The sequence below is a fragment of the Gilvimarinus xylanilyticus genome (genome assembly GCF_024195295.1).
Taxonomy (GTDB): Bacteria; Pseudomonadota; Gammaproteobacteria; order Pseudomonadales; family Cellvibrionaceae; genus Gilvimarinus; species Gilvimarinus xylanilyticus.
This window is the reverse complement of record NZ_JAMFTH010000003.1, coordinates 314921-328411: the sequence shown is the minus strand read 5'-3', so window position 1 is coordinate 328411 and position 13491 is coordinate 314921. Positions and strand designations below refer to the sequence as shown.

General features: G+C 54.2%; 11 protein-coding genes. 9 read left to right on the top strand and 2 right to left on the bottom strand.

Features of this window, described 5'->3' with window-relative positions; all coding sequences use genetic code 11:
* Nucleotides 1–3 precede the first annotated feature (3 nt).
* Nucleotides 4–930, top strand: a complete 927-nt coding sequence (locus tag M6D89_RS12005; protein WP_253968313.1) for a metal ABC transporter solute-binding protein, Zn/Mn family — start codon at nt 4–6, stop codon at nt 928–930.
* 439 nt (nt 931–1369) lie between these two features.
* Here M6D89_RS12005 and M6D89_RS12000 read toward each other — a convergent pair whose 3' ends face one another.
* Nucleotides 1370–1642, bottom strand: coding sequence for a hypothetical protein (locus tag M6D89_RS12000; protein ID WP_253968312.1), 273 nt, complete (start codon nt 1640–1642; stop codon nt 1370–1372).
* 321 nt (nt 1643–1963) lie between these two features.
* On the opposite strand from M6D89_RS12000, the gene polA reads away from it, so the two are divergent.
* Nucleotides 1964–4690 carry a DNA polymerase I gene (gene polA / locus M6D89_RS11995; RefSeq protein ID WP_253968311.1) on the top strand — a complete coding sequence of 909 codons (2727 nt, stop codon included), beginning with the start codon at nt 1964–1966 and terminating at the stop codon, nt 4688–4690.
* 428 nt (nt 4691–5118) lie between these two features.
* On the opposite strand, the gene yihA is transcribed toward polA, so the two are convergent.
* A complete protein-coding gene (gene yihA, locus M6D89_RS11990; protein WP_253968310.1) occupies nt 5119–5742 on the bottom strand; it encodes a ribosome biogenesis GTP-binding protein YihA/YsxC in 624 nt (207 codons plus the stop codon).
* A 187-nt stretch (nt 5743–5929) separates the two neighbouring features.
* Here yihA and M6D89_RS11985 point away from each other — a divergent pair, with 187 nt between their 5' ends.
* The 7 genes from M6D89_RS11985 (at nt 5930) to M6D89_RS11955 (ending at nt 13392) form a co-directional block, all read left to right on the top strand.
* Nucleotides 5930–6601 (top strand): c-type cytochrome, encoded by a 672-nt coding sequence (locus M6D89_RS11985; RefSeq protein WP_253968309.1) that lies wholly within the window; start codon nt 5930–5932, stop codon nt 6599–6601.
* 110 nt (nt 6602–6711) lie between these two features.
* Nucleotides 6712–7347 carry a thiol:disulfide interchange protein DsbA/DsbL gene (locus M6D89_RS11980; RefSeq protein ID WP_253968308.1) on the top strand — a complete coding sequence of 212 codons (636 nt, stop codon included), beginning with the start codon at nt 6712–6714 and terminating at the stop codon, nt 7345–7347.
* A 110-nt stretch (nt 7348–7457) separates the two neighbouring features.
* Nucleotides 7458–9131, top strand: a complete 1674-nt coding sequence (locus M6D89_RS11975; protein WP_253968307.1) for a GGDEF domain-containing protein — start codon at nt 7458–7460, stop codon at nt 9129–9131.
* Nucleotides 9132–9159: 28 nt separating this feature from the next.
* Nucleotides 9160–9789: a methylamine utilization protein gene (locus M6D89_RS11970; protein ID WP_253968306.1), complete on the top strand. Its 630-nt coding sequence runs from the start codon at nt 9160–9162 to the stop codon at nt 9787–9789.
* A 2-nt stretch (nt 9790–9791) separates the two neighbouring features.
* Nucleotides 9792–12116: a putative bifunctional diguanylate cyclase/phosphodiesterase gene (locus M6D89_RS11965; RefSeq protein ID WP_253968305.1), complete on the top strand. Its 2325-nt coding sequence runs from the start codon at nt 9792–9794 to the stop codon at nt 12114–12116.
* The gene (locus M6D89_RS11960) at nt 12113–12973 is read left to right on the top strand and encodes a DUF3034 family protein (protein ID WP_253968304.1); all 861 of its coding nucleotides are present in this window, start codon (nt 12113–12115) and stop codon (nt 12971–12973) included. The genes M6D89_RS11965 and M6D89_RS11960 overlap by 4 nt, the downstream gene beginning before the upstream one ends.
* Entirely contained in the window at nt 12973–13392 is a 420-nt protein-coding gene (locus M6D89_RS11955; protein WP_253968303.1) for a group I truncated hemoglobin, read from the top strand. The genes M6D89_RS11960 and M6D89_RS11955 overlap by 1 nt, the downstream gene beginning before the upstream one ends.
* The last annotated feature ends 99 nt before the right edge of the window (nt 13393–13491 follow it).

The window sequence follows — 13491 nt, the reverse complement described above, 5'->3', positions numbered from 1 at the left end:
ACTATGTTATCTCCTTTGTTTCCCCGAATAGTCGCCGCTTGGCGCGCGTTGGTATTGCTGGCCGCAACGGCCATGTCCTCTCAGGTCTATGCCCAGCCGCTTGAGCTGGTGACCAGCATCAAGCCTCTGGCGTTAATCGCCAGAGAAATCACCGCTGAGGACGACCAAGTGGTGACCTTATTGCCTCCCGGCGTTTCGCCCCACGCCTACAATTTGCGGATGTCAGACCGCCGTTTGCTGGACGATGCCGACCTTTTGCTATGGGTGGGGCCCGAGCTGGAAACCTTTTTGCGCAAGCCCTTGCAAAGTCAGGCACAAAAGCTGCTGACCCTGTCCGAGTTGGCTGGGCTGGAGTGGCCCGAGGCCGGCGCGAGTCACGACCACGATCACGATCATCACCACCACGGCGATGGGGCGGATATGCACCTGTGGTTGAATCCGCGTAACGCGGTGGTGGTGGCACGGGCTTTGGGCGAGCGCCTGGCCGAGTTGCGCCCCGCCAACGCCGTCGATTATCGGCGACGGGTGGAGGCGTTCGCCGCCCAGATTGACCTGTTGGACGCCGAGTTAGAAAACATGTTAAGCAAGGTGAAAGATCAAGGTTTTGCAGTCTATCACGACGGATACCGACACTTTGTCGACCATTTTGGCTTAAATCAGGTGGATTTTGTCAGCTTGACCCCCGAGCAAACGCCCGGTGCGCGACACCTATACCACCTGCAACAGCATTTGGGCGCCGAGGCTGTGTGCTTGTTTACCGAGCCCTATGCCGACACCCGGGCTGCGCGGGATTTGGCGCACAAGCTGGACTTGCGCAGCGCCGAGCTGGACCCTTTAGCCGCCAATGAGCGAGCGAATACCTACGCTGAGTTACTCATGCGCTTAGGGCAATCGTTCTCAGCCTGTCTCGCGGCTTCGAAGGGAGGATAGGCTGTCTGGGGTTACCCCCTCGTTGGCAAGCCAAGTTCGCTGTTGCGGCGTCAGAGTTTCTAGCAGGTGCCTACAGCAGGCTTGAATATCTCGCTCGGGCGCGGAAAAGCCCGCTCGTAAAAGGGCGAGTTGATTGTCACTTGACGATAAACGATGGCGCACGCCTGTGTGCCGGTACATTAGGTTGGCGAGTTGCTGGAGCCGATAAATGCCGGCAGGTGAAAATATTTGCTTGGCGCTCACTAAGGTCTCTCCCTGTGTATTGGGTCATCCTTAACAAAGTGTAGCCGCGCAAATATCGCTTGAATAAGCGTAAATGAAATATGTGAACTGGGTCGATTAACCCCGTAGTTGGAAACAGCTTGTGGGAATATCCCTGGGAAAAGTGTCAGTGGCCACACCTTCCTTTGGGAATCTTCTCACACGCTAGGACCGAGGCTTACAGCCCCAGTTGACGCTTCATATCTTCTTCAAACTTGGCGTTCAGCTTGTCGCTGATTTTGTCGGCCAGTTCGTCAGACTTAGCAGTCATTTCCAGATCAACCACTTTAATCGCCGCGGTGTTATCCGGGGTATCGATTTCAAAGCGGATGTTTTCCGAACGCTCGGCGGCGGCCAGGATAAGGCTGTCGTTCACGTCGGTTTTGGCTTCATCAGCTACCGCGCCTGAGGCGAGTAGTAACCCTGCCAGTAATACACCATAGGTCTTCATAAGATTTCCCTCCGTTGGTTGGTGATACCAAAACGCTGGTGTGTCGCTTTGGCGTGTAAGGTGTCGGCGCTTTTGGCGTCCTGTTACCTTGTGTTACTCATGGTAACAAAATTCTGGTTAATGTCCAGTCAAATCATAGGTTTTTATTCTATAAAGGCCATTAAAAACGACTATAAAAGGCTGTTTTCGGTAAAACTTTTATAAAAACCGATATCTAGGATGCTTTGTGCGCCAAGGTAACACTTTGTCGGACAAACAGCCGGACGCGGGTTTGGTGTATCCTTCACCTTTTCTGTTACTGCAAAGGCCAAAACACTCGCTATGACCGATCAGTCACCCGTTGTCCTCGTGGATGGATCTTCCTATCTGTACCGCGCCTATCACGCACTGCCGCCGCTCACCAATGCCAAAGGTGAGCCCACGGGCGCCGTTAAAGGTGTTATCAGTATGATTCGCCGTCTGCTGGCGGATTACCCCGGCAGCCCGGTGGCGGTGGTGTTTGATGCCAAGGGCAAAACCTTTCGCGATGAGCTGTTTGCCGAGTACAAGGCCCAGCGCCCACCCATGCCCGATGACTTGCGGCCCCAGGTAGAACCTATTCACGAGATTATTCGCGCGATGGGGCTGCCGCTTTTAATAGAGGAAGGCGTCGAGGCCGATGATGTGATTGGTACGCTCGCCGCCCAGGCCAAAGACGATGGTCGCCCGGTGGTAATTTCCACCGGCGACAAAGACATGGCGCAGCTGGTCAATCACAAGGTGACGTTGGTAAACACCATGAATGGCACCCAGCTGGATGAAGATGGGGTGCGCGAGAAATACGGTTTTGGCCCCGAGCTGATGATCGATTTTCTCGCTCTGATGGGGGATAAAGTCGACAATATTCCCGGTGTTCCCGGCGTGGGCGAAAAAACCGCCAAGGCGCTGCTGGCCGGAGTAGGGGGGCTGGACGCGCTTTACGACAACCTGGAATCCATTCGCGAGCTGGGGTTTCGCGGCGCTAAAAAAATGCCCGAAAAGCTCGAGGAGCACAAAGATCAAGCTTATCTGTCCTATCAGTTGGCCACCATTAAAGTGGATGTCCCCCTGCATGTGGCGGTGGACGATATTGCCCTGGGCGAGCCGGATAAAGAAGCTTTGCTGGGGCTGTATGAGCGCATGGAGTTTAAAGCTTGGATTGACGAACTGAGCGCTGATCCCGATGTCGAGGCATCTGTAGTCGCTCCTGCAGAAGAAGTAAGTGTTCACTACGATTCCGTTTTAGAGAAGCCAGACTTTGATGTCTGGCTGCAGCGATTAAAACAGGCCGAAGTCTTCGCCTTCGATACCGAGACCACCAGCCTGCACGCCATGGAGGCGCAGATAGTGGGGGTGTCTTTTGCGGTGGAGGCGGGCAAAGCCGCCTATGTGCCCCTGGCGCACGATTACCTTGAGGCGCCCGAGCAGCTGGATCGCGATTGGGTGCTGGAGCAACTGAAGCCGCTGCTGGAAGACGACAGTAAAGCCAAGGTGGGGCAAAACCTTAAGTACGACCGCAATGTGCTGGCCAATCATGGCATTACTTTGCGCGGCATTGCCTGGGACACCATGCTGGAGTCTTATATCTACAACTCGGTGGCCGGTCGGCACGATATGGATTCGTTGGCCCAGCGCTATCTGAATACCAATACCATTCACTACCAGGATATTGCCGGCAAGGGTGCCAAGCAGCTGACGTTTAATCAGATTAAAGTCGAAGACGCCGCACCCTACGCCGCCGAAGACGCGGATATCACTCTGCGTCTGCACCAGCATCTGTGGCCGGATATCGAAAAAGACGAGTCGTTGCGCCGGGTTTTATTGGATATTGAAATGCCCCTGGTGCCGGTGCTGGCAGATATCGAGCGCACCGGAGTGCTGATAGATGCCGCGCAATTGGGCAAACACAGCCAGGAGCTGGAAGAGCGTTTGACGGCCCTGGAGCGCGAGGCCTTTGATATTGCCGGTAAAGAGTTCAATTTAAGTTCACCCAAGCAGTTGGGGGTGATTCTGTTTGAAGAGCTGGAACTGCCGGTGGTTAAAAAAACCAAAACCGGCGCCCCTTCCACCGCTGAAGAGGTCTTGCAGGAGCTGGCATTAGATTACCCGCTGCCTAAACTGATTTTGCAGTATCGCAGCCTGGCCAAGCTTAAATCCACCTACACCGACAAGCTGCCCAAGATGATCAACCCCCAGACGGGGCGGGTACATACTTCTTATCATCAGGCGGTTACCGCCACCGGGCGGCTGTCTTCGGCCGATCCCAACCTGCAGAATATCCCTATTCGGACCGAAGAGGGGCGGCGCATCCGCAAGGCCTTTGTGGCGCCCAAGGGCTACAAGGTGCTGGCGGCGGATTATTCCCAGATTGAACTGCGGATTATGGCGCACTTATCTGAAGACAAAGGCTTGCTTAACGCTTTTGCCGAAAACTTAGACGTGCACCGCGCCACGGCGGCCGAGGTATTTGCCACCGACCTGGATAAGGTGACCGACGAAATGCGCCGCCGCGCCAAGGCCATCAACTTTGGCCTTATCTACGGTATGTCGGCCTTTGGCCTGGGCAAGCAGCTGGGGCTGCCCCGCAATGAGGCCCAGAGTTATATCGACCGCTATTTCGAGCGCTACCCGGGTGTCGCCCGCTATATGGATGAAACTCGCGCTCTGGCCCATGAAAAAGGCTACGTGGAAACCCTGCAAGGGCGCCGTTTGTACCTGCCCGAAATCAACGCCCGCAATAAAATGCTGCAGCAGGCCGCCGAGCGCACAGCCATTAATGCCCCCATGCAGGGGACGGCGGCGGATATTATTAAGCTGGCGATGGTCACCGTGGCCCATTGGCTTAACGATAGCGAGTTAGATGCCCGTATTGTCATGCAGGTGCACGATGAGCTGGTGCTGGAAGTGGCCGAAGACCAGGTGGATGCTGTGCGCGAAGGGTTAATTGAACGTATGAGCCAGGCCGCGGAACTCGCCGTACCGCTTATCGTCGAAGCCGAGGTGGGCGATAGCTGGGATGAGGCGCATTAAGCTGCATTTTCGTTTTATTTGAGGTTTTTTAGAAAAAATTGCAGATTTTTTGAACTTTTCTGAAATCGAGCCCTCCAAGAGTCAGCACACTGAAGAGTTACGTTGATTTTTCATGAGCTCCTCCTCGTTTGGCCTTCGGGTCAATTTGGCAGAAAGACTTCTGACGCTAAACCCCAATCCCCTGGTTGGGGTTTTTTTTATCCCTCGATTGGCGGTTTTATCTCGCCTTTAGGGGCGATAGCGGTTAAATGAGTGCAAAACGCCAAGCCCATCACAAACTTTTACACTTTGCGGTGAACTTACCGCTTAACCGCTAGTCTCAGTAAACAGCAACACACTGCTTAGCATGGTGATCCGTAACTGGCATCAACCCCCAAGGGTGTCAGTATTGCAGCCGATAACATTCGTTATCGGCTTTTTTTTGCCTGTTATTCGCCCGTCGGCTCGTCCAATAGCCAGCCTGTTATTTTGCTTTGCAGCTGATCCAGCCCCGCTCGTTTTAATGAAGAGAAGGTCTGCACGCTAATCAAATCGTCCACCCCGGCCTCTTTCAGAGATTTTTTCACCTGTAGCAGGGTATTTTGCGCCGGTCCCCTCTTTAGCTTGTCGGCTTTGGTCAGCAGCAGATGCACGGGCATTTTGGCCTCAATCGCCCAGTTAATAACCAGGGTGTCGTGCTCTTGCATGGGGTGGCGGATGTCCATTACCACCACCAGGCCCGCCAGGCACTGGCGCTCGTGCAGATATTCCGACAGGTTTTCCTGCCAGCGGTCTTTCATCGCGCGCGATACCTTGGCGTAGCCGTAGCCGGGTAAATCCACCAGGCGGGTATCTTCACCCAGCTCAAAATAGTTAATCAGCTGGGTGCGCCCCGGGGTTTTACTGGTGCGTGCCAGCTTGGAATTGTTGGTCAGGGTGTTCAAGGCGCTGGATTTACCCGCGTTAGAACGCCCCGCAAAGGCCACTTCGCGGCCGGATTCCGGGGGGCATTCGCGAATGCTGGGGGCGCTCTGGGTAAAGAACGCTTGGTTAAAATGTATACGTTGGCTCATGGATTGTATAGCTCGGTATTGCGGGGGGTGGTTGGCGCCCCTTTTGTGATCGGTCAATTAGTATATAATGCCCGCTGCAACCGGCCCGTGCCAGTGGATTCTGGCAGGGATTTGCCTGGCCCTTACGTCAAGATGCTCTCAGGCAGTTTCGCCAACACAAAAAAATGACGATGTCACAGGTTAGCCAATGAAAAAACACGTATTAACTTTGCTGATTGCTCTGGGTGCCACCTCTGGGGCTTACGCCGCGGGCGATGCGACCGCAGGCGCCGATAAAGTGGCGGTGTGTGCCGCATGTCATGGCAGCGATGGTAACAGCCCCGCCCCTACATTCCCTAAAATTGCGGGCCTGGGCGAGGCTTACCTGTTAAAACAGCTGCAAGATATTCAGGCGTGGGATAAAGCCACTGGCGAGGACAAAGCCAGCATTGGTCGCGCGATTCCCGAAATGACCGGGATTCTGAGCGGTATGAGCGAACAGGATCTGGCCGATATCGCCGCTTTTTATGCCGATCAGACCATGCAGTTGAGCGGTTCTAAAGAAATGACCGTTAAGGTCAACACCGGCGCCGACGTAGACGCGCTGGAGCTGGGCGAGCATCTGTACCGCGCGGGTAACCTGGAAACCGGCGTGCCGGCGTGTATTGGTTGTCACTCTCCTACCGGCCAGGGCAACGCCCCGGCGGCGTACCCGCGCCTGGGTGGTCAGTACGCCGAGTACATTGAAAAGCAGCTTAAAGCTTTCCGCGGTGGCGAGCGCACTAACGACGGTGATGCCTCGATCATGCGTATGGCGGCCAAGCACCTCAGCGACGCTGAAATTAAAGCGGTAGCGAATTACATTGCCGGCCTGAATTAATACCGGCCTGTAGAAAGAAGGCGACTTAGGTCGCCTTTTTTGTGGCCGGAACTTGTTAGTTTGGATGGGTCTAAACCCCACCAATAGTCATTATTAGATGGAGCATTAACATGCGAGTGTTGTTAGCCGTATTCGGATTTATGTTTAGTTTGGTGGCCTGCGCCCAGGACAGCGACTCCGCCGCACCCTATCAAGAGGGCACGCACTATACCGAGCTGGCCGAGCCGGTGCGTACCGACGATGCCGACAAAATTGAAGTGCGCGAAATGTTCGCCTACACCTGTGGCCACTGTTTCCGCTTCGACCCGCTGTTCAGCGCGTGGAAAAAGAAGCAGGCTGACGATGTGAACGTAGTACAGACCCCCGTCGTGTGGGCCTCGCAGATGGAGCCCTACGCCCGTGCCTTTTATACCGCTAAGGCTATGGGTATTTTGGACCAGGCGCATATGGACCTGTTCAATGCCATTCACCTGCAGCGCACCCGCTTTGGCTCGGTCGAGAGCTTTGCCGATTTTTACGCTCAGTACGACATTGATAAAGACAAGTTCACCAAAACCTTTGAAAGCTTTGGGGTCGACAGTCAAATTCGCCAAAGCGATGCCAAGGCCCGCGCCTATCAAATCAGCGGCACGCCCGAGCTGGTGATTGACGGCCGCTACACCATTAGCGCCAGCGGCGCCGGTGGACACGAAGAAATGTTACAAGTGGCCGACTATCTGGTCGAAAAAATACGCGCCGAGAAGTAATTGTCGGTGGTATGAAAAACCCGCCCGCGAGCAATCGCCGGCGGGTTTTTTGTGCTCGTTTGTTAAGGCCTCCTATAATAAAATGACCAAAAAACGGATTAAGTGCCAATATGAGCGACCCGACTAACGACAAGTGGAAGGATAAGTACCTCCATATCCTGGATCAGCAGGAGGCCCTGGAGCAGGCTCATAATGAGCAGCTACAACTGCTCAGACGTGCGCTGGTGCGGGTGAGTGTCGCCGCTGAAGGACAGCAGTCTGAATTAGACAGCGCTCTGGAGGTACTGCGCAGCAGTGTACGCGCCGAGCAAGATGGCCAGTTAGCCGATACCCTGCGCGGGCTTGATAAAGTTTTATTGGAATTTGACACGACGCGCGAGCAATCGGCAGATGAAATGCGCAAGACCATGCAGTCGCTGGTGGCGCCTTTGCTTGCGCGCGATCCGCCGCGGCCGGTCAAAAAGCAGTTGCGCTCTCTGGCCCAAGAGGTCAGCCGTCAGCAAGACTTGCTACAAAACTATCCGCATCTACTCAGGCAAATTGCGACTCTACAGGCCCAAGTGCTGAGTGAGGCCAGCACCGAAAACGGCGAATCTGGGGGCTTTTTGTCTCGCCTTATGGGGCGGGAAAAAAGCGCCGACGCCATCGAGCATGACGCTAGTGAAGATGACGGTCAGTTGCCCACTTCCGGTAAAGCCGACCGGGTCTTGTTCGAGCTCAACCCCAACGCCAGCTTGCGCGACAGTGAAACCGTTTCAGAAAATCTGCGCAAAATTATTACCGATTTACTCCAGAGCGTAGAGGCCCAGGCCCTGCAACCCGAACGGGTAAACACCCTGCAAGAGCGTCTCAAGGCGGGATTGCGTAACGCCGATTTAATACCGGTGCTGGAAGAGGTGCGAGACTTGGTCATGGCCGCCTACATGGCCGCTACTCGGACGTTTGCCGCCTACCTTAATAACGTGAATCTGGAGCTGGCGGAAATTTATGCCGCTTTAGACGGCGCCCGCGCCAGTGGCGATGATTTACAGTCTGCCTCGCAGACCATGCACGAGGATATGCTGGCCGAATTTGTTCGCCTGGAAACTCAGACCCGTGACGCAACTGACTTAAACGAATTGAAAGACCAGGTGCAAAGCCGCTTGGGCAGCATTCGCGCGGCGCTCGACAGTTACCGTCAGCGCTCCGACGAGGCGGCGCCTATGCTCAGTCAGTTAGGGGTTCTGGCGCAAAAACTGCGGGACTTGGAATCAGAGGCGCAAAAAAATAAACAGGTGTTAGAAGAGCAGCGGGCTAAAGCCCTGTGCGATCCGCTCACCGGCGTGCCCAACCGCGAAGCTTATAACGAGCGGATTGAGCTGGAGGCCCAGCGCTTTCGCCGCTATGGTAATCCCTTGGTGCTGGCGGTGTGCGACTTGGACTATTTTAAAAATATTAACGATACTCTGGGCCATCAAGCGGGTGATAGAGTTTTAAAAGTCCTTAGCCAGGCGATAAGCAAACGCTTGCGCGAGGTGGATTTTTTTGGCCGCTATGGGGGCGAAGAGTTTGTGGTGATCATGCCCGAAACCACGGCAGAGCAAGCCTTTAAAGTGCTGGACCAAATTCGCGCCGCTATTGCCAGTACCGGTTTTAGCTTTAAAGGCTCGCCGGTTAAGGTGAGCGTATCCATGGGAATTGCCGAGTTTCGCCCCGAAGACACCGAAGCCGAGGTATTCGCCCGCGCCGATAGGGCGTTGTATGATGCCAAGGCAGAGGGCCGAAATCAGTGTAAACTGGGCTGACGTCTAAACCCACAATAGGGGCAAGAATATGCGTGCAACCGGGCTTTGGGTGGCTGTCTTGTTACTGGTAAGTATGCCGCTGCGAGCGCTACAGGTTAATGTGGTCGATGATCGGGATCGCCCCCTGAGCAATGCAATTGTCGCACTTTACGCTAGTAGTGCCCCACCGCAGCAGGGCCTGGGGCAGGCGGTTATGGATCAGCGCGACCGGCAGTTTGTACCCGAAGTGCTGGTGGTGCAGACGGGCACAGAGGTGACCTTCCCTAACAGCGATGATATTCGCCATCACGTGTATTCATTTTCGCCGGCTAAGCGCTTTGAGTTGCGACTGTACCACGGCACAACGGCCAAGCCCGTCACCTTCGCCCAAGCCGGTCAAGTGGTGCTGGGGTGTAATATCCACGATTCCATGCTGGGCTATATCTATGTGGTCGACACGCCATATTTTGGCTTAACAGATGCCCGCGGTGAGATCAGCCTGGAGGTTCCTGCAGGGGATTACCGGCTGGAAGTACAACACCCTAGAGTCAAGGCCGTGACGGAACAAACCGTTACGGCCAAGAGTGGTGCTCATGTCAGTGTGAACCTGGGAGACTTACAACCAGACCCGCGCCAAGTCGAGGAAAAGACGGAGCTAGAGACTCTGTTTGGGCCTTAGACATGAGGCTTAGTTATCGCGCCAAGTTAGTGCTGATACTACTGGGGCTGGTGGTAGTCTTGCAGGTCAGTAGTTATATCGCCACCCGAACGGTGATCCGCGATGCCGTGATGGAAGACGCCTACCGTCAGCTGGAAAAGGGCAGCGAGCTTTTTACCCAGTTGATGCAGACCCGCGTGCAACAGCTGGCGCAATCGGTGGGGGTGCTAACCGATGACTTTGGCTTTAAAGACGCGGTAGCGAGTGCTGATGAGGCAACGATTCGCTCGGCGCTGGTGAATCACGCGGCGCGCATTCAGGCCGATTTGGCGATTGTACTGGATAATCAGAATCAACTGGTCGCCAGCAGTGTCGAGGCCCCGCCTGAGCGCTTTGCCGCACTCGAACGCCTTGCGCCGGTCTCGGGCAGCCCCCGTTATTTGCCTGTGGTAATCGACGGCAAACTCTATCAATTTGTACTCTCTCCAATTATGGCGCCTTTGCAAATAGGTACGGCCGGTATCGGCTTCGAGGTGGATCAATCTCTGAGTACTCATTTGCAGGGTTTGACCGACCTGGAGGTTTCGTTTATTGCCGCGCTGGATAATCAGCCTTTTTATCTTAGTGGCACTCTGGGGCAGCAAGCTCAGGCTCTATTGTTGGCTGAGCCAGCCGCGATGCAGGCGCAGCCTCGCCGTATTTGGCGCAGCGGAGATATGCTCAGCAGCGCGGTCAATATTGCCCGCGAGCCACAGCCTATTACCGCCGTTTTACAGGTGCCTTTATCGCGGGCATTAAAGCCTTTTGCGGTGCTGGATACGCAGCTATTAACCTTGGCCTTTTCGTTTGTCTTGGGGGCCGTGGTTATCGCGTTGTTGCTGGCGCGCAGTGTTACCCGGCCGGTGCAACAGTTGGTTAACGTGGCCCGGCACATTGCCGGTGGCGACTATAGCTCGCCGATTAAAGTGCGCGGTAGTGATGAATTCTCGCAGCTCGCGCACACCTTTAACCGTATGCAATCGGCTATCGCCGAGCGGGAAACGGCCATCCGTTACCACGCCGAGCACGACAGCCTGACCGGCTTGGTCAATCGATCGCAGGTTGTTCCCCAGCTCGAGCGTGCTATGGGTGAGTGTCGTGCTGCGGGCAGGGTGTTGGCGGTCATCATTGCCGATATATGCAAGTTTACCCAGATTAACGACACCTTGAGCTCTGAGACGGGCGATCGAGTCCTGCGCGCCGTAGGCGAACAGCTGGTCGCCCAGGTTGGCGATACAGGGGCTGTCCTACGCTTGGGCAGTGACGAATTCTTGCTGCTGGTAACCGTGGATTCTGAGCCGGACGCTGCGGACTTTGCCCGCTCGTTACAAGAGTGTCTTGATCGTCCGCTTAATTTAGAGCGCTCGGATATTAAAGTGGAGCTAAATATTGGCTTTGCGCTTTACCCTGCCCAGGGGGAGTCATCCGAGCGACTGCTGCGTCGGGCAAATTTAGCGCTCAATCACGCGCGCCACTCCAACGAATTTATTTGCGCCTATCGTCAGGGGTGGGACGAAGACCACTTGCGGCGTCTGCAGCTATTTGCCGATTTTAAACAGGCGTTACTGAGCGATGAAATTTGTTTGTTTTTTCAGCCCAAAGTTGATCCCCTTAGCCGTGAGAACTTAGGTGCCGAGGCGTTAATTCGCTGGATACACCCGGAGTTTGGTTTTGTAAATCCGGAAGAGTTTATTGCGGTTATTGAAAGCGCGGGCCAGATTCACTTGCTTACCCGTTGGGTGTTGCGCACTGCTGTCCATCAGGTAAGTCAATTACAAGCGTTGGGTACTGACCTCACTATGTCGGTAAATCTGTCGGCACTGGATTTACTTGAGGATGATTTTCCCGAGTATATCCAGCGCCTATTGCGAGAATCCCAACTGCCGGCTTCCAGTTTTTGTTTGGAAATTACCGAAAGCGCGATTATGCAAGAGGCCGAGCGCAGCCTGAAAAATCTGGAACGCTTACACGCTATGGGTCTATTGATATCCATTGATGACTACGGCACGGGTTACTCGTCTTTGTCACAAATGAAAAGTCTACCGGTATCCGAACTAAAAATTGACAAGTCTTTTGTGTTAGAGCTGGAAACTAATCAAGAAGATCGACAAATTGTTCGTTCAACCATTGAGCTGGGCCATACCCTGGGACTAAAAGTGACCGCCGAGGGTGTGGAAACGGCCGGGGCAAGGGATTGGTTAATAAATCACGGCTGCGATATTTTGCAGGGGTATTTTTACAGTAAACCACTACCGGCACACGATTTTTCTCGATGGGTACAAGACTATTTACACGAGGAGGCACAATGAAACTCTGGGCGGCGACCCTTGCGTTAACGCTAATGGCACTGCCGTCACTGGCGGAGGAAAATCGAAGTCGAATTATTGCCACTGGCGGCGCATCAACGGTCGAAGGTAGCGCGGGTGGGGGCATAGTGCCCATGGCGGTATTGTCAGGTTATGGCGCTCGCGAAGAGCAAGGCGGTGCGGTTTTTGTCAGTCGGGTTCGTGTGCCCGACTATGATCTCACCAGTTTTGGCGGCAGTTGGAGCTGGCGCAATCGGGTTGAACTCTCGTTCGCTGATCAGCGCTTGAATCATCCCACGCTCTCGGCGGCGTTGGGGGTGAGTGACCAAACCATTCGCCAATCGGTGGTGGGGCTAAAAGTGAGAGTGTTGGGTGATATTCTCTATACTCCCTATCCACAGCTAAGTGCCGGGTTGCAATACAAAGATAACCACGATTTTTTTATCCCTGCCGCCGCCGGTGCCAAACGCGACAGTGATGTCGACGCTTATCTCGCCGCCAGCAAAGTGTATCTGGGAGGTTTTTTTGGCTATAACGTGTTGCTTAATGGTGTTGCCCGGTACACCCGTGCCAATCAAACCGGGTTGGTCGGTTTTGGCGGAGACTTGAACGATGATCATCAGTGGCAGGCTGAACTATCGGCGGGTGTTTTCTATAACAAGCATTGGCTAGTGGGCGCGGAATATCGCGAGAATCCTGACAATTTATCTTTTGCCGGCGAAGACGATTGGCAGACGGCGTTTGTTGCTTGGTTTCCCAATAAACACATTGCGTTGGTGGCAGCTTATGTCGATTTGGGAGAAGTGGCTACCCTGCCGGATCAGGATGGGTGGTATTTGTCCGTCCAGGGGAGTTTTTAATGCGATATATATTATGTATTTTTGTATTAACGGCCTTGCTCGGCTGCGCCTCGGGAACTCAGTCACCCAATTTATATCAGCGCCTCGGGGGCGAGCCGGGGGTGGACGCGATTGTCTATCATCTGATCGTTAATATTTCCCAGGACGAACGAGTGATCGAGCGTTTTCGCGGCGTGGATATTGAACGTTTTCGCACCGGACTCGTGCAGTACATTTGCAGTGTGAGCAGTGACGAGTGTCAGTACCAGGGTGATTCAATGCAAGTGGTGCATGCTGGGCATGACTATACAGATACAGAATTTAATGCAATTGTAGAAAACCTGATGAAAGCGATGGAATCGCAGAAGGTTCCTACCCGGGTGCAGAATGAATTGCTGTCCATTCTCGCGAAAGATTACGATAGTATCGTTTATCGGTAACTAAACGTTACAAAAGTTAACGGATATAGCGTTCCGGCTATTAATCTGGCCATTATGATTGCCAGGCTAATAGTTAAGCACAGAAAGAATTATTTCAAA